General features: G+C 59.9%; 18 protein-coding genes and 2 tRNA genes. 12 read left to right on the forward strand and 8 right to left on the reverse strand.

Features of this window, described 5'->3' with window-relative positions; genetic code table 11:
* Positions 1-62: 62 nt before the first annotated feature.
* Both ASD46_RS03280 and ASD46_RS03285 read right to left on the reverse strand, forming a co-directional pair.
* Positions 63-1,088: a sulfate ABC transporter substrate-binding protein gene (locus tag ASD46_RS03280; RefSeq protein WP_003511869.1), complete on the reverse strand. Its 1,026-nt coding sequence runs from the start codon at positions 1,086-1,088 to the stop codon at positions 63-65.
* Between the two features lie 245 nt (positions 1,089-1,333).
* Positions 1,334-1,774: an RrF2 family transcriptional regulator gene (locus ASD46_RS03285; RefSeq protein WP_025592702.1), complete on the reverse strand. Its 441-nt coding sequence runs from the start codon at positions 1,772-1,774 to the stop codon at positions 1,334-1,336.
* A gap of 204 nt (positions 1,775-1,978) precedes the next feature.
* Here ASD46_RS03285 and ASD46_RS03290 point away from each other — a divergent pair, with 204 nt between their 5' ends.
* From ASD46_RS03290 to cysN, 3 genes are read left to right on the forward strand one after another with little or no spacing between them, the layout of a single operon-like run.
* Positions 1,979-2,761, forward strand: a complete 783-nt coding sequence (locus ASD46_RS03290; RefSeq protein ID WP_013635643.1) for a phosphoadenylyl-sulfate reductase — start codon at positions 1,979-1,981, stop codon at positions 2,759-2,761.
* Between the two features lie 27 nt (positions 2,762-2,788).
* The gene (gene cysD, locus ASD46_RS03295; RefSeq protein ID WP_003511863.1) at positions 2,789-3,742 is read left to right on the forward strand and encodes a sulfate adenylyltransferase subunit CysD; all 954 of its coding nucleotides are present in this window, start codon (positions 2,789-2,791) and stop codon (positions 3,740-3,742) included.
* Entirely contained in the window at positions 3,742-5,223 is a 1,482-nt protein-coding gene (gene cysN, locus ASD46_RS03300) for a sulfate adenylyltransferase subunit CysN (protein ID WP_003511861.1), read from the forward strand. Before cysD ends, cysN begins: the two co-directional genes overlap by 1 nt.
* A gap of 79 nt (positions 5,224-5,302) precedes the next feature.
* On the opposite strand, the gene ASD46_RS26925 is transcribed toward cysN, so the two are convergent.
* The gene (locus ASD46_RS26925; RefSeq protein ID WP_139104356.1) at positions 5,303-5,485 is read right to left on the reverse strand and encodes a hypothetical protein; all 183 of its coding nucleotides are present in this window, start codon (positions 5,483-5,485) and stop codon (positions 5,303-5,305) included.
* Positions 5,486-5,633: 148 nt separating this feature from the next.
* On the opposite strand from ASD46_RS26925, the gene ASD46_RS03310 reads away from it, so the two are divergent.
* Positions 5,634-5,855: a hypothetical protein gene (locus ASD46_RS03310; protein WP_003511857.1), complete on the forward strand. Its 222-nt coding sequence runs from the start codon at positions 5,634-5,636 to the stop codon at positions 5,853-5,855.
* The gene (locus ASD46_RS03315) at positions 5,852-6,172 is read left to right on the forward strand and encodes a hypothetical protein (protein ID WP_025592698.1); all 321 of its coding nucleotides are present in this window, start codon (positions 5,852-5,854) and stop codon (positions 6,170-6,172) included. The genes ASD46_RS03310 and ASD46_RS03315 overlap by 4 nt, the downstream gene beginning before the upstream one ends.
* Positions 6,173-6,332: 160 nt before the next feature.
* Here the strand turns inward: ASD46_RS03315 and ASD46_RS03320 are convergent.
* A tRNA-Pro gene (locus ASD46_RS03320) sits at positions 6,333-6,409 on the reverse strand.
* A gap of 264 nt (positions 6,410-6,673) precedes the next feature.
* Here ASD46_RS03320 and ASD46_RS03325 point away from each other — a divergent pair.
* Together ASD46_RS03325 and mqo are read left to right on the forward strand one after the other, a co-directional pair.
* On the forward strand, positions 6,674-7,093 hold the full coding sequence (locus tag ASD46_RS03325) for a hypothetical protein (protein WP_003511854.1): 420 nt from the start codon (positions 6,674-6,676) through the stop codon (positions 7,091-7,093).
* Between the two features lie 389 nt (positions 7,094-7,482).
* Positions 7,483-9,216 (forward strand): malate dehydrogenase (quinone), encoded by a 1,734-nt coding sequence (gene mqo, locus ASD46_RS03330; protein ID WP_025592695.1) that lies wholly within the window; start codon positions 7,483-7,485, stop codon positions 9,214-9,216.
* Positions 9,217-9,479: 263 nt separating this feature from the next.
* Here the strand turns inward: mqo and ASD46_RS03335 are convergent.
* Positions 9,480-9,554 (reverse strand) — tRNA-Gln (locus tag ASD46_RS03335).
* Between the two features lie 202 nt (positions 9,555-9,756).
* On the opposite strand from ASD46_RS03335, the gene ASD46_RS03340 reads away from it, so the two are divergent.
* The gene (locus ASD46_RS03340; protein WP_025592693.1) at positions 9,757-10,665 is read left to right on the forward strand and encodes an MBL fold metallo-hydrolase; all 909 of its coding nucleotides are present in this window, start codon (positions 9,757-9,759) and stop codon (positions 10,663-10,665) included.
* Positions 10,666-10,788: 123 nt separating this feature from the next.
* Here the strand turns inward: ASD46_RS03340 and ASD46_RS03345 are convergent, their stop codons facing one another.
* Positions 10,789-11,709, reverse strand: a complete 921-nt coding sequence (locus ASD46_RS03345) for a DUF1499 domain-containing protein (RefSeq protein ID WP_060641847.1) — start codon at positions 11,707-11,709, stop codon at positions 10,789-10,791.
* 531 nt (positions 11,710-12,240) lie between these two features.
* Here ASD46_RS03345 and ASD46_RS03355 point away from each other — a divergent pair.
* The 3 genes from ASD46_RS03355 to ASD46_RS03365 all read left to right on the forward strand — a co-directional run bounded on the left by ASD46_RS03355 (position 12,241) and on the right by ASD46_RS03365 (position 14,584).
* Positions 12,241-13,605, forward strand: coding sequence for a dicarboxylate/amino acid:cation symporter (locus ASD46_RS03355; RefSeq protein WP_025592687.1), 1,365 nt, complete (start codon positions 12,241-12,243; stop codon positions 13,603-13,605).
* 162 nt (positions 13,606-13,767) lie between these two features.
* Positions 13,768-14,130, forward strand: coding sequence for an MliC family protein (locus tag ASD46_RS03360; RefSeq protein ID WP_080670412.1), 363 nt, complete (start codon positions 13,768-13,770; stop codon positions 14,128-14,130).
* 181 nt (positions 14,131-14,311) lie between these two features.
* Positions 14,312-14,584: a hypothetical protein gene (locus ASD46_RS03365; RefSeq protein ID WP_003511845.1), complete on the forward strand. Its 273-nt coding sequence runs from the start codon at positions 14,312-14,314 to the stop codon at positions 14,582-14,584.
* Here the strand turns inward: ASD46_RS03365 and ppdK are convergent.
* Complete coding sequence (ppdK, locus tag ASD46_RS03370) at positions 14,562-17,288, reverse strand: pyruvate, phosphate dikinase (protein ID WP_060641848.1); 2,727 nt, start codon at positions 17,286-17,288, stop codon at positions 14,562-14,564. The two genes, ASD46_RS03365 and ppdK, sit on opposite strands and share 23 nt — an antisense overlap.
* A gap of 228 nt (positions 17,289-17,516) precedes the next feature.
* On the opposite strand from ppdK, the gene ASD46_RS03375 reads away from it, so the two are divergent.
* Positions 17,517-18,494, forward strand: coding sequence for a VOC family protein (locus ASD46_RS03375; RefSeq protein WP_025592685.1), 978 nt, complete (start codon positions 17,517-17,519; stop codon positions 18,492-18,494).
* 271 nt (positions 18,495-18,765) lie between these two features.
* On the opposite strand, the gene ASD46_RS03380 is transcribed toward ASD46_RS03375, so the two are convergent.
* Positions 18,766-22,233, reverse strand: a complete 3,468-nt coding sequence (locus ASD46_RS03380) for a chromosome segregation SMC family protein (protein ID WP_025592684.1) — start codon at positions 22,231-22,233, stop codon at positions 18,766-18,768.
* Positions 22,234-22,258: the final 25 nt, after the last annotated feature.

Raw genomic sequence — 22,258 nt, forward strand, 5'->3', positions numbered from 1 at the left:
TTTGTCGTTTTTCAAGTTCCCTTAAGCGGGGTGGGCGGATTTGTCTTCAGCCCATCATCCGCTTACTTGGCGGGCTTGTAAATCTGGTCGAAGATGCCGCCGTCACCGAAATGTTCAGGCTGCGCCTTGGCCCAACCGCCAAACTGCGGATCGTCGATGGTGACGAGCTTGATGTCGGGCAGCTGCTTCAGCAGATCCTTGGAGACAACTGCGGGGTTCGAAGGACGATAGAAGTGCTTCGCCGCAATGTTCTGACCTTCGTCGGAATAGAGATATTGCAGATAGGCTTCCGCCGCCTTGCGGGTGCCCTTGGCGTCGACGTTCGCATCAACCACGGCGACCGGCGGCTCGGCGAGGATCGAGATCGGCGGCACGATAATGTCGAAGGCATCCGCGCCGAATTCCTGACCGGCCAGATAGGCTTCGTTTTCCCAGGCCAGCAGCACGTCGCCGATCTGGCGCTGCGCAAATGTGACCGTGGAGCCGCGGGCACCGGTATCGAGCACCGGAGCGCGCTTGTAGAGTTCGCCGACATAGGCCTTGATCTTGTCCTGGTCGCCCTTGAACTCTTCATTCGCCCATGCCCAGGCGGCAAGGTAATTCCAGCGTGCGCCACCAGAGGTCTTGGGGTTCGGGGTAACGATCTGCACGTCGCCCTTTACCAGATCGCCCCAGTTATGGATGCCCTTCGGGTTGCCCTTGCGGACGAGGAACACGATGGTGGAGGTGTAGGGCGAGGAATTATGCGGCAGGCGGCCGCGCCAGTCCTTGTTGATCTTGCCGGAATTCTGGACGATGGCATCGATATCGCTCTGCAGCGCCAGCGTCACCACATCGGCTTCCAGACCGTCGATGACCGAGCGAGCCTGCTTGCCGGAGCCGCCATGCGACTGCTGGATCGTGACATCCTCACCGGTATCGGCCTTCCACTTCTTGGCGAAGGCTTCGTTGAAATCCTTGTAGAGTTCGCGGGTCGGATCATAGGACACGTTAAGCAGCTTGGTCTGCGCGGCAGCCGAGCCGACACCTCCCAGAGCCAGCGATAGACCGAGAGCGAAAACGCTCAAACCGGACAGAAGCTTGGACATCGGTATTCCCTCCTGATGAAGATGGCTTAACTCTACTGGACCGGTAGAGTTGGTCAATGAGGCCGAATACGATCGAAAAAGTGTTTCCCGAGAGCGTTTCCACGGGCAACAAATACAGCGCAGCATAGGCGAAAGGCGCAACAAGCGTCGTGTAAAACTTTGCTGAATGCAAAACCGTTTCACATTTTTGACGATTTTTTGGCGTTACAGCGAAAAATATTCAGGTGTTTTAGACGATTTTTTCGTCAGGCCGTCAAAAGTTCGGGCACTTCCACGCCTGCAACGGCATCCGCAACGGTGGTGTTGAAAAGGATATTGCGGGTCGCATCGGCCACGCGGGCGAAGACGTGGCGTATCTCGCACTGCTTTTCGCCATCGCAATCCTCGCACCGGCGATAGGCGGTCTGCGACAGGCAGGGCAACGGAGCCAGCGGCCCGTCGATGAGGCGCAGCACCTCGCCGAAGGTGATATCGGCAGCTGGGCGCGCCAGCAAATAACCGCCCTGCTTGCCGCGCCTGCTTTCGACGATGCGTTCCTTCTTCATTTCGAGAAGGATCTGTTCAAGGAATTTTTTCGGAATGGCCTGTTCGCGGGCAATATCGGAAATTTGCACAGGACAGCCGCCGTCGGCCTTTGCCAGCGAAAGAAGCGCCCTCAGCGCATATTTTGCCTTCTGCGAAATCATCGTGAAACCAGTAGAACACAAGCCCGGATACCCGGCAATTCCGGCTTAGCGCAGAAGTTGTCACAATTCAAATCCAAGCTGCAAAGAAGGTGAACGGGCATCTTTTGCTCATAGATCGTGCGCGTGAGGCATTTTTGCTCTGAAGTGCAGCGCACAAAGACTGTCATTTCTGTTCCAGAGGCCCGATTTCAACAATAATCGGCCATGGAAATCCCGGACGTGACAATGACGATCAATTCAGCAAATGCCTCTGCCGATACCGCTTCCCTCGACGCCACGCTTGCCGGGCTCGATCTTGCGGGACGACTTTCCTTTATCGCCGGTCTTGGCGGCCGTGCGGTCTTCACCACCAGCCTCGGCATCGAGGACCAGGTCATCACGGCGGCCATCGGCACCCACCGGTTGCCGATCGACGTCGTGACGCTGGAAACCGGCCGACTCTTCAAGGAAACCGTCGATCTCATCGAGGAAACCGAGGAGCGCTTCGGCATCGACATCCGTCGCTTCCGGCCCGAACAGGACGATATCGACGCCTATGCCGAAAAATACGGCCTCAACGGTTTTTACGAAAGCATCGAGGCCCGTCACGCCTGCTGTCATGTCAGAAAGCTGATCCCGCTCGGCAAGGCGCTGGAAGGTGCCACCTTCTGGATCACCGGGCTCCGCCGCGGCCAGTCGGGCAATCGTGCGACCACGCCTTTTGCCGAATTCGACGCTGAGCGTAATCTGATCAAGGTCAATGCCTTGGCGGACTGGGACATCGACCAGATCAAGGCCTATGTCGCTTCTGAAAACATTCCCGTCAATCCGTTGCATGCGCGTGGTTACCCCTCCATCGGCTGCGAGCCGTGTACACGCGCTATCAAGCCCGGCGAGCCTGAGCGCGCCGGACGATGGTGGTGGGAAAACGACGAGAAGCGCGAATGCGGTCTTCACGTCGCCGGTGCGGACCAGACGTCCGCCATTTCCGCCATCCCACAACGATAATCATTCAGACCAGTTCCGGAGTTTAAAATGTCCAACGCAGTCCACGAGACGGACAGCAAGAATACTGTCGCATCCAAGCCGCCGCTCGATCCGCATCTGAAGGCGCTTGAAAACGAAGCCATTCATATCTTCCGCGAAGTCGCCGCCGAATTCGACAATCCCGTAATGCTCTATTCCATCGGCAAGGATTCGTCCGTGCTGCTGCATTTGGCGCGCAAGGCATTCTTCCCAGGCCGCGTGCCATTCCCGCTGCTGCACGTCAATACGGGCTGGAAATTCAAGGAAATGATCGAATTCCGCGACAAGATCGTCAAGGAATATGACCTCGATCTCATCTCCTACACAAACCCGCGCGGCGCGAGCGAAAACGTGACGCCCTTCACCCACGGTTCGGCGCTCTACACCGACATCATGAAGACGGAAGCGCTGCGCCAGGCGCTGGACGCCGGTCAGTTCGATGCCGCCTTCGGCGGTGCGCGCCGCGACGAGGAAGCAAGCCGCGCCAAGGAGCGCATCTATTCCTTCCGCACGCCGGACCATAAATGGGACCCACGCAACCAGCGCCCTGAGCTGTGGAACATCTATAACGGCATGGTCCGCAAGGGCGAAAGCGTGCGCGCCTTCCCGCTCTCCAACTGGACCGAAGTCGATATCTGGCGTTACATCGAGGCGGAAAACATTCCGCTGGTGCCGCTCTATTACGCCGCCGAGCGCCCCTATATCGAGCGTGACGGCATGATGATCCTTGCCGAAGACGAGCGGCTGGAGCTGCTGCCCGGCGAAGAGATCCAGCACGGCTCGATCCGCTTCCGCACGCTCGGCTGCTTCCCGCTCACCGGCGCGATCCACTCCGAGGCCGCGACGCTTCAGGAGGTCATCGCAGAGCTGGAAATCGCCACCGTTTCCGAGCGGCAGGGCCGCGCCATCGATCGAGACCAGTCCGGCTCGATGGAGAAGAAGAAGCGCGAGGGCTATTTCTGATGACCGCCGCTGCTACCAACACCGCCTCCACGGCCACCATTCTGCCCTTTGCCGAACATTCGAAGGCGACGCGTGATACGCGCCCGCTTCGTCTCATCACCTGCGGCAGCGTCGATGATGGCAAATCGACCCTGATCGGCCGTCTCCTGTGGGACACCAAGGCCGTCAAGGAAGATCAGGCCGCCACCCTGCACCGCGATAGCGGCAAGCAGAACGATCTCGGCCTGCCAGATTTCGCGCTGCTGCTCGACGGTTTGCAGGCAGAGCGCGAACAGGGCATCACCATCGATGTCGCTTATCGCTATTTCTCGACCGACCGGCGCGCGTTCATCGTGGCCGACACGCCCGGCCATGAGCAATATACCCGTAACATGGCGACCGGCGCTTCCACGGCCGATCTCGCCGTGCTTTTGGTCGATGCGCGCACCGGCATTCTGGAACAGACACGCCGACACGCCACCATCGCGGCGCTGATGGGCATCCGGCAATTCGTGCTGGCCATCAACAAGATCGACCTGACGAATTACGACAAGGCAGGTTTTGAACTGATCGCCCACGAATTCCGCGATTTCGCCTCCGACCTCGGCATCAAGCAGATCACAGCCATTCCAATGTCGGCGCTGAAGGGCGAAAACGTCGTGCTATCAGGCAAGGCCTCCATGCCCTGGTATGAAGGCCCGACGCTGGTCGAAACGCTGGAGCTTGCCACGGTGCGCTCGGCGCAATCGGGTGGTTTCCGCTTCCCCGTACAGCGCGTGTCGCGCCCCGGCGAAAGTTTCCGCGGTTATCAGGGCACGGTTGCCGGCGGCTCGGTCAAGCCGGGCGACAGCGTTGTCGTGCTGCCGTCGGGCATGGTCGCGAATGTCAAGCAGATCGTCACTTTCGATCTGGTGCGTAACGCCGCCGTTGCTGGTGACGCGGTCACGCTCGTTCTCGACCGTCAGGTGGACGTCTCGCGCGGCGACATGATCGTGTCCATCGAGGCACAACCGCAGACAGGGCTTGCCTTCGACGCGCAGATCGTGGCGTTGCAGCCGGGTGGCATCGAGGCCGGCAAACGTTATTGGCTGAAAAGCGGCAGCCGCCGCCAGCGCGTCAGCGTGCAGCCGGTCAGCCAGCTCAACCTGAAAGAAGGCGAATGGCAGGCGCACGAGACATCGCTGCCGATGAACGCCATCGGCAAGGTGCGGCTCTCCTTCGACGAGACGGCGATCTTCGATGCCTATGAGCAGAACCGGGCAACGGGCTCTTTCATCCTGATCGACCCCGACACCAACAACACGGTGGCGGGTGGCATGATTGCCGGCAAACGCAGCGTTGGCGCGACGGAAGAACAGGGTGACCGCGTCATTCTCTCCCTGCCCGCCCATCTGGCCGAGAAGCTTCTGGCAAGCGAACTGCTGGCCAAGCACCGCGACGAGATCGACATCCGCCGCACGGATGGTGCGACAGCCTCACGGCTGATCAGCGATCTGGACTGACAGACACGCGCACACAACAAAAAGGCGACCGTCCAAGCGGTCGCCTTTTTTGTTTGAAAGCCTTTGGATCAGGCCTCGTTTAAAACACGAACATGTAAAGCAGGATGATCACAAAAATCGGAACACCCATTGCCCACAGTGCAATACCTTTTAGCATGTTATCCTCCATCGTTGTTGTGGTGGGATAACGGTTGAGGCGCGGTTGCGTTCCCTGCGACTGCGCTGACGACGGCTTCATCGCAGTCGATAAAGTCAAACGCATCAAGTTTTCGACGCTTGGCAGAGCCTAGAAGATGGCCAGCGTCATGGCGCTGTGTTCAGGCCCGGTTAATGACCGACACCTCACTCTCTGAGCAATGGAACTGCGTGGTTCAGCGCACGTTAGTGTCCGTCATTTGGAGATGAAGATTATGAAAATTCTGACTGCAGCGATCTGCCTGGTTTCGGTGGGCATCCTAAGCGGCTGTGTCGATGATCGGGGCTACCGTAGCGGCGGATATTATACGACAGGCGTGTACTACCGCACCTATGAACGCGATCGCCACTACCGTGACTATGACCGTCGCGACTGGCGCGACCGGAGGGATTGGCGCGATCGTCGCGACTGGCGCGGTGATTACCGCTACCGATGATCGACTGGACCTACATTCAAGACCATTGGGATTGGGCGGGGCACATTCTAGAGGCCGTCATCATGGCGGCGATTGTCGCCGTTCTGTTTCGCCTGCTCGTTAGCTGGCGAGTGGCGTGGATAATCGGTCTGGCCTTCGCCGCCGGTCATTTTCATGGCCGGGAAAAGCGGGACTACGAGGTGTCCATAGAAATGCCTCCTCCCCATCTGGAGGGTTATTACTTCTGGAATTGGTCCTGGGATGGTTTAACCGACTTGTGGCCGACGGCTGTTGTTTGCGTTTTGCTCATTCTCCCGTTGGCGAGTAGGAGAAATTGACCTTCCGTGCAATCACCAAAGTCGTGATTTGCAGCTGCGGACGCCGAATGCGTTTACCCGTCCGGTTTTAAACGGTCAGGTCTCCGTACGATGCCTTGATCCAAGGATCTCCAGAAGTGTTGGGATCATTTGAAAGCCCCGGGAAATATTGGGCTTAAGCTGGTCGGAGTGAGAGGATTCGAACCTCCGACCCCGTCGTCCCGAACGACGTGCGCTACCAGACTGCGCTACACTCCGTGACCAGCGGCGCTTCTATAGACCAGCCTCCAGCATTCGACAAGCGGCATATTGCATTTTTTGTGACAAGTTTTCAACGCGCTGCGAAGGGCGGTCGCCAAGTGCCTGCCGCACCGGGCGGCGTGTGAGAAAACGTTACAAAAAAGCAATTGTGGCAGGAAATTTTCGTCAAGCGGCACAGCTCCCCTGCCCGTCGCCGCCAAATCTGCTAGGGGAACGTAATGACCGGCGGGAAGCCGGACACGGCACAAAGGACATTTCACCATGCTATTTCGCAGCGTAACGCTCGCAGGGCTCGCCATTGCGCTCTCCGCCTGCACGACATCGACGGGCTCTGCCCCTTCCTTCACCCAGAAGAGCCCCGTTGAAACGCGGTGGGTCGGTCAGTCCGCAGGTATTTTCTTTGCAAAATTCGGCCCGCCGCTGAGCGACACGGAAACCGGCAGCTCGACCATCTATAACTGGCGCGGCGGTTACAAGAAGGCCACCATTCCGGCCAAGTTCGAAGAAGGCAAGGACGGCAAGAAGGGTCGCCAGATTTCGCCCGCCCGCACCGCCTCGCTCTCCTGCACGGTTCAGCTCACCGTCTCCAGCGACTACACGATCACTTCGGTACGCACGGTTTCCGACCGCCCCGGCGTCAACGGCCCGAGCTATTGCGCGGAATTCCTCGCCGCAAACTGAGTTTTCGTCCAGCTGACGAAACGAGCCAAGGCCTGCCCTAACCGGCGGGCCTTTTCACTTTTTTGCGATTATTCTCATTTTTCCTGAATTTTTTTCACACGGACCAGCGCAACCTGATCCGCCAAGCGCGGCGAACGCCGAATTGACGGCGTTTTCGCGATATTCGCGCTTGAGACACTTTCAACCGTTTGAAAGCACCGTCTAATCCTCGCAACCACAAAAATGACAATCCGCAAAATGGCAGAAACTGCCAATGCGACCTTATGTCCCGGCAAAATCCTCGCAAAAGCGCTTGAACTGGAGTGAATAAGTCAGGGTTGTGCCTGTTTCGGCTTTGCTGTAACGGGGCGGCTGGGAGGAGTGTTTTTAACACAAAACAAGAATCAGGTATGGCCGTGACTCCCATCGATCAAGACAAATCCCAGCTCACTGATCTTTCCTCAGACGCGCTTCCCTCCCATGCGCTTCCAATGAACCGCAGACAGGTTCTCGGCACTGCGCTCGCAGGGCTTGCAGCGACAGCGCTGCCGACATCCTCGCTTCTCGCCAATACGGCTACCAAGAAGGTCGACGTGCTTCTGATCGGTGGCGGCATCATGAGCGCGACGCTCGGCGTGTGGCTGCGTGAACTGGAGCCAACCTGGTCGATGCAGATGCTCGAGCGGCTGGACGGCGTGGCGCTTGAAAGCTCCAACGGCTGGAACAATGCCGGCACCGGCCATTCCGCGCTTGCCGAGCTGAACTACACGCCGGAAGACGACAACGGCAACATCAAGATCAGCCAAGCCGTCAACATCAACGAATCCTTCCAGATTTCCCGGCAGTTCTGGGCATGGCAGGTGCGTAACGGCGTTTTGAAGAACCCGCGCTCCTTCATCAACCACACGCCGCATATGAGCTTCGTCTGGGGCGATGAGAACATCGCCTATCTCGAAAAGCGCTACGAGGCGCTGAAGGCAAGCCCGCTTTTTGCCGGCATGGAATATTCCAGCGACCCCGAGCAGCTTAAGAAATGGGTGCCGCTGATGATGGAAGGCCGCGATCCTTCCCAGAAGATCGGTGCGACCTGGTCTCCGCTCGGCACCGACATGGAATTCGGCGAGATCACCCGCCAGTTCGTTTCGCATCTGCAAAGCGACCGGAATTTCGACCTGCAGGTCAACAGCGAGGTTTCCGATATCCAGCGCAATGCCGATGGCAGCTGGCGCGTGACCTATAGCAACCTGAAGACCGATGCTGAGCAGACCGTGGATGCGAAATTCGTGTTCATCGGCGCCGGCGGCGGTGCGCTGCATCTGTTGCAGATGTCCGGTATTCCGGAAGGCGACAATTACGCCGGTTTCCCGGTTGGTGGCTCGTTCCTGATCAACGACAATCCTGACGTGACGATGCAGCATCTGGCCAAGGCCTACGGCAAGGCCTCGGTCGGCTCGCCGCCCATGTCGGTTCCACACCTCGATACCCGCGTGCTTGGTGGCAAGCGCGTCATCCTGTTTGGACCTTTCGCCACCTTCTCCACCAAGTTCCTGAAGGAAGGCTCCTATTTCGATCTCGTCTCCTCCGTTACGACAAGCAATGCCTGGCCGATGGTGCGCGTCGGCATCGATGAATATCCGCTGGTGGAATATCTCGCCGGCCAGCTGATGATGTCGGACGACGACCGCTTTGCCGCGTTGAAGGAATATTTCCCGAACGCGAAGCAGGGCGAATGGCGTCTGTGGCAGGCGGGCCAGCGCGTGCAGATCATCAAGCGCGACGAGGAAAAGGGCGGTGTACTCAGGCTCGGCACGGAAATCGTCGCCGCGCAGGATGGCAGCATCGCCGGTCTGCTCGGCGCCTCCCCTGGCGCCTCCACGGCGGCACCGATCATGCTGAGCGTTCTGGAAAAGGTCTTCAAGGACAAGGTGGCAACACCGGAATGGCAGGCCAAGATCCGCCAGATCGTTCCGAGCTACGGCACCAAGCTCAATGACGACCCGGAAAAAGTGCAGCAGGAATGGGCCTATACGGCCGAGCACCTGCAATTGCCGACCCCGCCGCAGATCGATCTTGGCGCGCTGAAGGGCGCGGGAGCGGCACCTGCTGGCGCGCCGGTGAAGAAGGTTCCGGATATCGCGCTTTAAGGCTTAGCCGCGATTTTAAGTTTGGACGCCGCGTGTCTTTGGATGCGCGGCGTTTCTGTTTAAGCAGGCCTTTAACACACACGCGTCATCCTGGCCTCTTCGCGAGGATCCATGGATTTCAACGGTTTGTGGATTCTTGGGTCAAGGCTGGTGATGACGGAGGACAGGTTTTCGCGCGTCACAACATCCGGGATCGCAGTGAAATGGTACGGCTGATAGATGCCCGCCGGCACCTGTGCACGCTGTTCTGATTTTGGAAGTGATGGCTGGGGCGCCAGGATTCGAACCTGGGAATGCCGGTACCAAAAACCGGTGCCTTACCGCTTGGCGACGCCCCAACAGGGCAGCTTGGGCGAAACGCCGCTGCCTGAACCGGGCCTGATTAGCAAAGCCTGCCCGACGCGGCAATGACCTGACGGCTTATTTTTTCACAAAATCCAAGCTTTTTGGATGCCGTGCCTGACATGGCATGTTAGGGCTTGGCGATTGCGCGGCTGAGGCTGCGGCTCTGCGTGGCATGGCATATTTCAGGAGGTCTTGATGGCGGACCCGGCATTCGATCTCGATTTCAGGCCGGCCTATGGCGAGGCGGTTCCCGTTGCCCCGCTTATCCAGCGCATCACCGTCAACAATCCTTCCGCGTTTACCTTCCATGGCACCAACTCCTATATCGTCGGCGACCGGTCCGTTGCCGTCATCGATCCCGGCCCGGAGGATGAGGCGCATTTTCAGGCGCTGATGGCGGCGCTTGATGGACGCGAGGTCACCCATATCTTCGTCAGCCACACCCATCGCGATCACTCGCCGCTTGCGCAGCGGCTGCGGCAGGCGACCGGCGCTATCACGGTTGCGGAAGGCCCGCACCGCGCCGCCCGGCCACTGCATGTGGGTGAGACCAATCCCTTTGCCGAAAGTTCCGATACGGCTTTCGTGCCGGATGTGGCACTTGGCGACGGGCAGAGCCTTTCCGGCGACGGCTGGGCGCTGACGGCGCTGCACACGCCGGGGCACACCGCCAACCACGCCGCTTTCGCACTTGATGGCAGCGGCATCGTCTTTTCCGCCGATCACGTCATGGCCTGGGCCACCACCATCGTCGCACCGCCTGATGGGTCGATGAGCGATTACATGGCCTCGCTGGAGCGCCTGCTCGCCCGCGACGACCGGCTGTTCCTGCCCGGCCATGGCGGCTCGGTCAACGATCCCGCAGCCTTCATGCGCGGGCTTCGCGCCCACCGCCGCATGCGGGAACGGGCGGTTCTGAAGCGCATCCGGGAAGGCGACCGGCGGATCGCCGATATGGTGAAGGTGATCTATGCCAGCACCGACAAACGCCTGCATGGGGCTGCGGCACTTTCCGTACTGGCCCATATCGAAGACCTGATCGAAAAGGGCGAGGTGCGGACCGAGGGTGCGCCTTCGTTGCTGGGGGAATATTTTCCGGCGTGAGGCTGGCGTCTGGGCGCAACGCTCATATCGGCGTCATCATATCCGGTTCAAACATTTCAACCACCGTCGCATTTTCCCGTCGTTCCGGCATTGAGCCGGAATGACGAAGAAGGAAACTAAGCCTTAATTGTCGTTCAGGCCTTGCATTTCCGCATCCAGCGCATCGAGATACGCTTCTGCGATTGCTGCACCCATGCCGAGATCGTGCGGGCCGTAACGGGACGCAACGCGCACATCGACGATCGTGGTTTCCGCCTCCTCTTTCAGGCGGATGAGGATGTCGAAACGCAGGCCCCAGATGCGCGTGCGCTTTTCGCCCTGCATCAGCACCACGCCGCTGCCGTTAAAGAAGGTGGGCTGCGGTGCCTCGACCGGCCGTGCCATGGGAACCGGCACGATGGAGGGGAGGTCCTCTACCGGCGCTTCCTCGGTGGGCTGAGACTTGTCCTGTTCGGGAACGCCGACGGAGGGCGGCTCCACCGTGCCGATGACGCCTTTGGTATGGGTGATGCGGATGCTCTGGGCGGCGGCCATTTTTTTGGCGGCGGCGTAGATGCGGTCTATCGCACCTTCATAACGGCGTCCGGCAAGGCTCGCATAGGCCACCGCCTGCGCGTCCCGGTCGGCTTTTGCAACAGTGGCCGGTCTTGACAGCCATTGCTGATTGGCAACGGGCGGCACCAGCCATTCCGGCGCATCGGCAAGATCGGTGGAGATGTCGTAAATCTTTGGCTGCTGCCAGTACAGAAATGCGCCGTAACCGACGACGCCGAGCGGCAACGCCGACAACAGCAGCGCGGCAAGCGCAGAAAGGCCGCCGCGCGCACCCGTGGTCCACAGCCGTTCAAGACCAACCAACGCCAGAAGCATCGCCACCAGAGCGATTCCAGCGGCTATCATCAGCAGGCCGACGAGATCGGGCGTCGTCAACGGTCCGAAACGGTGGATGCCGGCGGCGGCAAGAAAAAGCGCCAGCGCCGCCATACCGAGATAGCGGGAAAGATAGGCTGCAACTGAAAAAGGCCGGACAAAACGCACAGTCATGGAAGCGGATATCCGTTAGATCGCATTGGCGTAAAAGCGTTGCACCCGAAATCTGGCAAGGGAATCACCTGCATATGATGTCATAGACCGGATTTGCGGTTAGGAAAACAAGGACGGGTCTGATCTGCGGGTAAAGTGCGTAAACCCACCTTTGTCGCGCCGGACTTGATCCGGCATCCAGCCACGGCGCGTCTGCATGGTGAAAGAAGCCTCCCACGATCAACGACTTGATCGCAATGGACCCCGGATCTGGTCCGGGGTGACGGAGTGGGAACGCAGCGGCCTCAGCAAACGCAAACGCTCTTCTAGCCTCCGACATCGTTTTGAGCGCGTGAAAGCCCACGGCCACGATAGAGCGGAATATTTTTCCGCATTATCTCCCCTTAAGAGAATAATGCATCGTCAGTGCAACAAATACGCAAGCTCATCCCTTATTTGCTGAGGAAATCGGCGTATTCTTCGTCCCTTCCTCCGAGAATGCGTGTAAAAAGTGCATTATCCTCGTTTTCTTGCACAAAAAAGAGACAAGCCATGTCACAGGCAACGACGCCAGCCCCCTCATCCGGGCCAAAACCCTTTTATCGCAACTTCGGCTTTCAGGTTCTGATCGCCATGGTCATCGGCCTGCTACTCGGGCTCGTTGCGCGCAATATCGGTCCTGATGCCGCCGGCAGCCCGAACTGGCTTTCCGTGACGTTGCAGACCATCGGCAGCATTTTCGTGCAGCTGCTGCGCGCGCTGGTGCCGCCGCTGATTTTCACGGCCATCGTCGCCTCCATCGCCAATCTCAAGAACCTCTCCAATGCGGCAAAGCTTGTCTGGCAGACGCTTCTGTGGTTCGCCATCACGGCGCTGATCGCCGTGGTCATCGGCATCGTCCTTGGCCTCGTCATTCAGCCGGGCGTGAACACCGCGATTGCCAATACGGCAGCGGCGGCACCCTCCTCCACCGGTTCCTGGCTCGACTTCCTGAAGGGTCTCGTGCCGGCAAACGTGTTTGGCCTCGAGGCCTCGACCAAGGTCAATAACGGTTCCGCCAGCACCTCGCTGAACTTCAACGTGTTGCAGCTGCTCGTGGTGTCGATTGCCTTTGGTGTCGCGGCACTGAAAGCGGGCAAGGCGGCGGAGCCGTTCCTTGCCTTCAACCAGTCGCTGCTTGCCATCGTGCGCAAGATCCTGTGGTGGGTCATCCGCCTCACGCCCATTGGCACCATCGGCCTGCTCGGTCGCGCCGTTGACCAATATGGCTGGACGACGCTTTCGCAGCTTGGCTGGTATGCGGCGGCCGTTTATATCGGTCTGGCGCTGGTTCTCTTCGTGGTCTATCCGGCGCTGCTTCTCGCCCATGGCCTGAAGCCATCGCGCTTCTTTGCAGGCGCATGGCCGGCAATCCAGCTCGCCTTCGTGTCGCGCTCCTCCATCGGCACCCTGCCCGTCACCGAAACCGTGACGGAAAAGAGCCTCGGCGTGCCGCGCGAATATGCAGCCTTCGCCGTGCCGCTTGGCGCCACCACCAAGATGGACGGCTGCGCCGCCATCTATCCGGCGATTTCAGCGATCTTTATCGCCCAGTTCTTCCAGGTGCCGCTCGGCATTCAGGACTATGTGCTGATCGTGTTCGTCTCGGTGCTTGGCTCGGCCGCAACGGCGGGTCTCACGGGTGCCGTGGTGATGCTGACGCTGACGCTCTCCACGCTCGGTCTCCCGCTCGAAGGTGTTGGCCTGCTGCTCGCCATCGACCCGATCCTCGACATGGGCCGCACGGCCGTCAACGTCGCCGGTCAGGCGCTGGTGCCCACCATCGTCGCCAAACGTGAAGGCATTCTGGACGAGGCAGTCTACAACAACGCCAAGGACATCGAGGCGCTCGATGACCACGACGCGGTTCCTGCCTGAACAAAGAACGACTGAAAGTGGTGCCGCCGGGGTGGTACCTTCATATCTCCATGATGGGCGTCGCCATCACTTTAGCGACGCCCACATTGACAATAATCTCAAAAATATTGAAGTATAAATTTGCGAATCATCAACTTTAACTGCAATTATCCTAATATAATTATGGAAAACAAAATTGCACCGAGAAAAAATATGAAAAAATCGCCTATAATTCTCCTGAGTATTTTCTCCTTCATTGCATTCCCTAATTTGACCGCAGCAGCGGGAACAACTGTTGATTCCGTATCCTATTCGTGCGCCAACAACGAAGTCCTACGTGTAGTTTACGTCAACGGCGCCGATGGAAAAAGCTTCGCGATCCTGCAGCAGATGGAAGAAATGATACCTATGGCGGAAACAATATCGGCGTCCGGAGCGGTTTATAACGCAATAGACCCGAACTATAGCTACACTTTGCGCACGAAAGGCAGCAACGCCTCGCTTGAAGATAGCAGGGGCACGATACTGGACGGCTGCTCAGAGTAATAATGCAAAACAAGAACGGGTGGCGGCCGCGGACATCCCTGGCGTGAAAAGAAGATTGCGGCATCAGGCAATAGACGATGCAACTTTCCAGTCTTCACCCGCTTTTCCCGATCATGAAACAGGCGTATCAATCGCGGCAATAAAAGTGCCGCTCGGCTGTCATGTTCTAGGGAGAAACAAAATGCGCGTTTCCATCGTCTTAGGTTCGCTCGCCGCTCTGCTGGCGCTCACCGCCTGCCAGACGCTGACTCCGGAAGAGCGCCGGGCGCGGGATGAGGCTACATGCCGGGGTTATGGTTTCCGCCCCGGCACCGACCCCATGGCGGGTTGCCTTCTCGATCTGGAAATGGATCGTCGCGCCGACAACCGCGCCTGGCAGGCGCAGATGAACCGCGACATGTTCTATCGTCCGGTGGTGGTGGAGCGGCGGATCATCGTCCAACCAAACCCCTGACCGGAATGAAGGCGACATTGCTGGCGGTTTCACCCTGCCTTGCCCTTGCGGCAAGTGTCGCCTGCGCGGCGGCAAGACGCGCGATGGGCACGCGGAAGGGCGAGCAGGACACGTAGTCGAGATCCGCATCCTCGCAGAAATGGATCGAGGCCGGGTCGCCGCCATGTTCGCCGCAGATGCCGAGTTTCAGCTCCGGACGCGTCTGGCGGCCGCGCTCGGCGGCAATGCGGATCAGTTCTCCCACACCGTCGAAATCGAGCGAGATGAACGGGTCGCGTTCAATAATGCCCTTGCGCTGATAGGTATTGATGAAACGTGCCGCGTCGTCACGGGAAATCCCGAAGGTCGTCTGCGTCAGATCGTTGGTGCCGAAGGAGAAGAACTCCGCAGCTTCCGCAATCACATGCGCGCGCAGCGCCGCACGCGGCAACTCGATCATGGTGCCGGTCAGATATTCGAGCGTCATGCCGGTCTCTTCCGCCACCTCGGCGGCCACAGTGTCGATGACGGCCTTGACGTAATCGAGTTCGGACCGGAGGCCGACCAGCGGCACCATGATCTCAGGCACGACAGGTGCACCGGTGATGCGCGCCGCCGCAACCGCAGCCTCAAAAATGGCGCGTGCCTGCATTTCGGCAATTTCGGGATAGGAAATGGCAAGCCGGCAGCCGCGATGGCCGAGCATGAGGTTGAATTCGTGCAGCGCATCCAGCCGCTGGCGGAATACGGTCTGCGGCATGCCCATGGCGGCGGCGACCTCTACGATCTCGCCATCGCTCTTCGGCAGGAATTCGTGCAGCGGCGGATCAAGCAGGCGGATCGTCACCGGTAGGCCGTGCATGATCTGGAAAAGCTCGGTGAAATCCGAACGCTGCATCGGCAAAAGCCGGTCAAGCGCTGCCCGCCTGCCCTTTTCGCTTTCGGCGAGAATCATCTCGCGCATCACATGAATGCGGTCGCCTTCGAAGAACATATGTTCGGTGCGGCAAAGACCTATACCTTCTGCACCGAAAGCACGGGCGGCGCGGGCATCGGCCGGTGTATCGGCGTTGGTACGCACTGTCATACGGCGCAGATTATCGGCCCATTGCATCAGCTTGCCGAAGTCGCCTGACAGTTCAGGCTGCGTCATCGGCACTTCACCTTTCATCACCCGGCCGGAAGAGCCGTCGATGGTGATGACATCGCCGCGTTTCAGCATGCAGCCAACGCCGATCAGCACCTTGTTGCGCATATCGACGCGCATCGAACCCGCACCGGTAACACAGGGAATGCCCATGCCGCGCGCTACCACGGCGGCGTGGCTGGTCATGCCGCCGCGCGTGGTCAGAATGCCTTCGGCGGCATGCATGCCGTGAATATCTTCCGGACTGGTTTCGATGCGGACCAGAATGACGCTTCGGCCTTCGGCTTCCGCAGCGACCGCTTCTTCCGAGGTAAAGACGATCTCGCCGGTTGCCGCACCCGGGGAGGCAGGCAGGCCGGAGCCGATGATGGGCCGGGAAATACCGGGATCGATGGTGGGGTGCAGCAATTGGTCGAGCGATGACGGCTCGATGCGGCAGACGGCTTCTTCCTGCGAAATCAGCCCATCCTCGACCATATCGACGGCGATCTTCATGGCGGCGCGTGTGGTGCGCTTGCCGGAACGGGTCTGGAGCATCCAGAGCTTGCCGCGCTCGATGGTAAATTCCAGATCCTGCATGTCGCGATAGTGGGTCTCCAGCCGTTTGCAGATCACCATGAACTCGGCGAAAGCCTCCGGCATCAGCTTTTCCATGGAGGGTTTGTCGGAACCCGACGCCAGCCTCGCGGCCTCGGTGATGGATTGCGGCGTGCGGATGCCCGCTACCACATCTTCACCCTGGGCATTGACGAGGAACTCGCCGTAAAGCTCCGCCTCTCCGGTGGAGGGATTGCGGGTGAAGGCAACGCCGGTTGCGGATGACGAGCCGAGATTGCCAAAGACCATGGCCTGGACGTTGACCGCCGTGCCCCAATCGCCGGGAATATTGTGCAGGTGTCGATAGGTCACGGCGCGATGGTTCGTCCAGCTGGCAAAGACTGCGCCGATAGCGCCCCAGAGCTGAACATGGCAATCCTGCGGGAAAGCCTCTCCCAGCTCGTCCTCGATCAGTTGCTTGTAAAGCGCAACGACATGCTGCCACTCGACCGCCGACATATCGGTATCATATTCATGGCCGAGCCGGCCTTTCTCGTCCTCGAGAATTTCTTCGAACAGCTCATGGTCGAGACCCATGACGACATCGGCATACATCTGGATGAAGCGGCGATAGCTGTCCCAAGCGAAACGGGCGTCGCCCGCATCGTGGCCCAGCGCCTGCACCGTGCGGTCGTTGAGGCCGAGATTGAGCACCGTGTCCATCATGCCCGGCATGGAGGCACGCGCGCCTGATCGGACCGACAACAGCAGCGGCGTCTGGCTGCCGCCGAATGTCTTGCCGGTCACGGCTTCCATGCCGTGAAGGCCGGCCATGACCTGCAGCTTCAGCTCTTCGGGGAGATCGCGGCCGTTCTTGTGATAAAGGGCGCAGGCATCGGTTATGATGGTGAGGCCGGGGGGAACGGGAAGGCCGAGACTTGCCATTTCGGCAAGGTTTGCACCCTTGCCGCCCAATATAGCAACGTCACCTGCCCGGCCTTCGGCAGCACCGTTGCCGAAGGTATAAACCCACTTTTTCATTCCACGCTCTCCACCCAGAAGCGTTGTCATTTTTCTATCATCTACAGCATTGGCAGCATGTTGGAAACGCCACAACGTCCAGTTTACATCGCAGTGCAGCATAATTGCGGCGAATTGCGCGCCAGAATTGCCGCAAAAGCAAAATAACAGCGTTACTGACGCATTCGTGTAGTGCGCAGAAACGGAGTGTTCCCTAAGCCATCCACATCGCCCAAAAAGAGATTATTCATGCAATTTACTCGCCGCCACACGTTGAAATTTGCCGGAATTTCTTGCGCCGCCACCGCCCTTGCCGGTGCTCTTAGAGCAGAAGGCGCCCCACCCGCAGCAAGTGCAGGCACCGCCCTTCCCTTTGCGCTGACCACGCCGATGCATGTCAGTCAGGCGGCGCTTCGGGTGCGCGATCTCGATCCGATGATCGATTATTACCGTTCCGTGCTCGGGTTGAATGAGGTTGCGCGCAACGCACGGGGCGTGACGCTCGGCGCCGGCACCGTTCCCCTGCTTGATCTCGTTCACAAGCCAACGGCGGATTATGAAAGCCCCACCTCAGCCGGTCTGTTCCACATCGCCTATCTGATGCCCACCCGCAAGGATCTGGCGCGGTGGCTGGTACATGCGGCGTTAAGGCAGGTGCCCCTCACAGGCTTTGCCGACCATAATGTCAGTGAAGCGGTCTATCTCAACGATCCCGAAGGCAACGGCATCGAGGTTTACAGCGACCGGCCGAAGGACACATGGGTCTGGAGCGGCAGCGTGGTTAAGATGGGGACCGAACCGCTCGACGTCGATGATCTCGTAACGCTGACCGACACCAAAAAGAGCGATTACGAGGCCGCACCTTCCGGCATGCGCATCGGGCATATTCACCTGCGGGTCGGCGAGATTGCCACCGCACGCGCCTTTTACGAGGAAGCCGTTGGTCTCAAACCGACGCAGGATGCCCGTTCGGATGCCTCCTTCCTGTCATCGGGCGGATATCACCACCATCTGGCCGTCAACACATGGAACAGCCGGGGCGCGAAAGAGCGCAACGCCACTGAAACCGGCCTCGACTGGTTCTCTCTTGCCATCAAAAATCCCACGGACCTTGAAGCGCAGAAAACGCGGCTGCGGGCGGCCGGTTATGTGCTGGTGGAGATGGAAAACAAGGTTGTGGAAGCGATTGATCCGTGGGGCACGCGGCTGCGGTTGGTGCCAGTGTAAGAGGGCGGCAAGTCGGCTGGTTTCCTGTGACTGGTACAGGAAAGAGGGACGCGAGGCACAACACCAAAAAAAAGCCTTGCGAGGCCACGGCAGCGACCTCGCAAGGCTTTCCATCCGGTACAGGAAACCGGATGGGGGGTCTGGAAAGAGCCCAAATTCCTTTCAAAAAGACATAGCAAAATGCCGCGCATTGTCGCCCACCCGAATGGGTGATGCGGCCAGATAAATTCGCGATGGACAAGGCTTAAGGGGCAAGCCCGGAACGGGAAACTCAGACGGCTTCGCGCAGTTGCTCGGCAGTCTGCAAATCCACGGAAACCAGTTGCGACACGCCCTGTTCGGCCATGGTGACGCCGAAGAGGCGGTTCATGCGCGCCATGGTGATGGGATTGTGGGTGATGATGACGAAACGCGTTTCAGTGGAGGCAACCATTTCGTCCATCAGATTGCAGTAACGCTCGACATTATGGTCGTCGAGCGGCGCGTCCACCTCGTCCAGCACGCAGATCGGTGCGGGATTGGTGAGGAAGACCGCAAAGATCAGCGCCATGGCCGTCAGCGCCTGTTCACCGCCGGAAAGCAGCGTCATGGTCTGTGGCTTCTTGCCCGGAGGACGGGCGAGAATTTCCAGGCCGGCTTCCAGCGGATCGTCGGATTCGATCAGCTGCAATTCCGCCGTGCCGCCACCAAACAGATGGGTGAAAAGCCGCTGGAACTGCGAATTGACCACATCGAAGGCCGCAATCAACCGTTCACGGCCTTCGCGGTTGAGGTTCTGGATACCGGCGCGCAGCTTGCGCACCGCGTCGATGATATCGTCGCGTTCCTTGATGAGGGCCGCGAGCTTGGCGGAAAGCTCCGCCTGCTCTTCCTCGGCACGCAGGTTGACGGCGCCCAGCCTCTCACGCTCGATCTTCAGCCGGTCGAGATCGCGCTCGACATCGCGAATATCGGGCTTCGGCTGGTCGGGACCAAGGCCGGTCAGGCGCAACGCCATATGCGGCTCGGTATTCAGCGTTTCGCGGATGCGATGTTCGGTTTCCTGCCGCTTCTCGCGGGCGGAAACAAGCCGCTCTTCGGCGCGGCCGCGCTTTTCACGGGCTTCTGCCAGTTCGGAAAGGGCGGTGGTGGCAACGCGGTCGGCGGCGCGTTGCAGGTTTTCCGCCTCCGCCAGCCGGTCCGCGGCCAAGCGGCGGGCGTCTTCGGTTTTCTGAAGCTCGGTCAGGAGGTTGCGGCGTTTCTCGTCGAACTCTTCCGGCGCAATGTCCAGTTCGGCGATTTCCTCGCGCGCCTCTTCCTCACGCTCACGCAGGGTGGCGATGTGATCGGCGGCACTGGCGGCCCGCGATGCCCAGGTGGAGCGCTCCTGCGCGATTGCCTGAAGCCGGCGCTGGCGGCTTTCCGCCTCGCGGCTCACCCCCTCGTGGCGGGCGCGCGCTTCTGCCAGCAGGCCACGGTCTGTGGCGACTTCCAGCTGGCTTTCACGCAGGCGCAGATCAAGGGCGGAAAGATCCGGTGCATCTTCCATTTCGATGCGGGCGTTTTCTTCCTGAACGACGATCTCGTCGATCTGCGCGCCGATCTGGTTCAGCGCTTCCGAGACGATATCCCGGCGGCGCAGAAGATCGCCCGAGGCGCGTTCGGCTGATGTCAGCGCCTCTCGTGCCTCGGCAAGATGACGCGTCACCAGCCGGCTTCTGTCGCGCACTTCCGAAAGCCGCAACTCGGCGCTTCTGATGTCGTCGGTCCTGATGGAGAGCTGTTCTTCGGCCTCCTCCAGACTGAAACGGGCCTCTTCCAGTTCCGTCTCGATTTCGGCAAGCCGGTTCTTTTGTGCCAGACGAAGGGCGGCGGCTCCCGGCGCATCAGCGCTGGCGATGTGGCCATCCCAGCGAAACAGCGCGCCCTCGCGCGTCACCAGCCGCTGACCGGCCTTCAGCGACGGCATCAGGCGCAAGGCTTCCGCAGTGTCGGCTGCAACGCCGATCTGGGCGAGACCGCGCCTTAATGCGTCCGGCGCCTGCGCATAGTTCAAAAGCGGCTTGACGCCCTGCGGCAAAGCAGGATCGCCCGCACCATCGCCATTGCCGGCCCAATAGGCGGGAGCAGCGGGATCAAGGGCACTTTCGAGGTCGTCGCCAAGGGCTGCACCAAGCGCTGCCTCAAAACCACGTTCCACCGTCATTTCTTCCGCCACCGGCGTGAAGCTGCCATTGGCGGCAGCACTGGCCGCCAGGATTTTGGTGATGGTGCGCGCTTCCGTATCCAGAGCGTTCAGCCGGTTTCGCGCCGTTTCCAGCGGGCCGCGCGCCAGCGCTTCGGCGGAACGCGCCTCGGCAACGGCGGCTTCGGCTTCTTCCGCCACGATCAGAGCGTCTTCCACCGCGATCTCGGCTGCCTCGACCGCCTCGCGGCGCTCCGAAGGATCGGGAAGGCCGGAGAGTTTTTCATCGACGGCATCGATCTCGGAGGATGCCTCCTGCGACTGGCGTTCCAGCCGGAGTTTACGATCGGAAAGCTCGCGGATCGCCCGTTCCAGCTGCTGGCGCCCGGCGGCGGCCTCGGCGCGCTCGGCGGTGATGGCAGTGAAAACGGTTTCGCTTTCAGTCAGTTTAGCGGCAGCTGCCTCAAAGGCTTCGCGCATCTCTTCGGCATGACGACCGGAATCGGCGAGAATTTCGAGAAGGTCTGCCTCTTCCTCATCGAGCCGCGCAAGGATCTGGGCGTTATCAGAGACAAGCCGTTCTTCGCGAACGATGTCTTCGCCAAGCTGCGATAGACGGCGCGCCAGCTCATCACGGCGGCGCAGCAGGCGGTTCGCCTCGTCATCCAGCTGGGTGCGGGCAATCTGCAGACGTTGCAGGGCGGCAGCGACACGCGCTTCATCCTCGCGCAGTTCCGGCAGCTTCAGGCTGGCAATGCCCTGTTGTTTGGCCGCCTCCATCTGCGCCTGCGCCTTTTCGGCAACGATGTTCGTGGCCTGATTAAGCGCGCTTTCCGCTTCGCCTTCGGCTTCCTTGGCTTCTACCCAGCGGATATGCAGCAGGGTCGCCTCGCGGGCGCGGATATCCGCCGACAGCATCTTGAAACGGTTGGCCTGCCGCGCCTGGCGTTTCAGGCTTTCGATCTGGCTTTCAAGCTGGGCGGTCACATCCTCCAGCCGCTCCAGATTGGTCTCCGCAGCGCGCAGGCGAAGCTCCGCTTCATGGCGACGGGAATGCAGGCCGGAAATGCCGGCCGCCTCTTCCAGAAGCTGGCGGCGGGCCTGCGGCTTGGCATTGATGAGTTCACCGATACGCCCCTGCCCCACCATCGAGGGCGAACGCGCGCCGGTGGAGGCATCGGCAAACAGAAGCTGCACATCCTTGGCGCGCGCTTCCTTGCCGTTGATGCGATAGACCGAGCCGTTTTCGCGCTCGATGCGGCGCGTCACCTGAATTTCATCGGCATCGTTGAAGGCGGCGGGCGCGGTGCGATCGGAATTGTCGAGATAAAGGCCGACCTCGGCGGTGTTGCGGGCCGGGCGATTGCCGGAACCGGAGAAGATGACGTCATCCATGCCGGATGCGCGCATGTTCTTGTAGGAGTTTTCGCCCATCACCCAGCGAAGCGCTTCGACCAGATTGGACTTGCCGCAACCATTGGGACCGACGACACCGGTCAGACCCGGCTCGATGATGAATTCCGAGGGTTCAACGAAGGATTTGAAACCGACGACGCGGAGCTTGTTGAACTTCATGCCGCTCCGCTCCGCCTGAAATAAC

It is taken from the genome of Rhizobium sp. Root491 (genome assembly GCF_001427205.1).
In the GTDB taxonomy this organism is placed as follows: domain Bacteria; phylum Pseudomonadota; class Alphaproteobacteria; order Rhizobiales; family Rhizobiaceae; genus Agrobacterium; species Agrobacterium tumefaciens.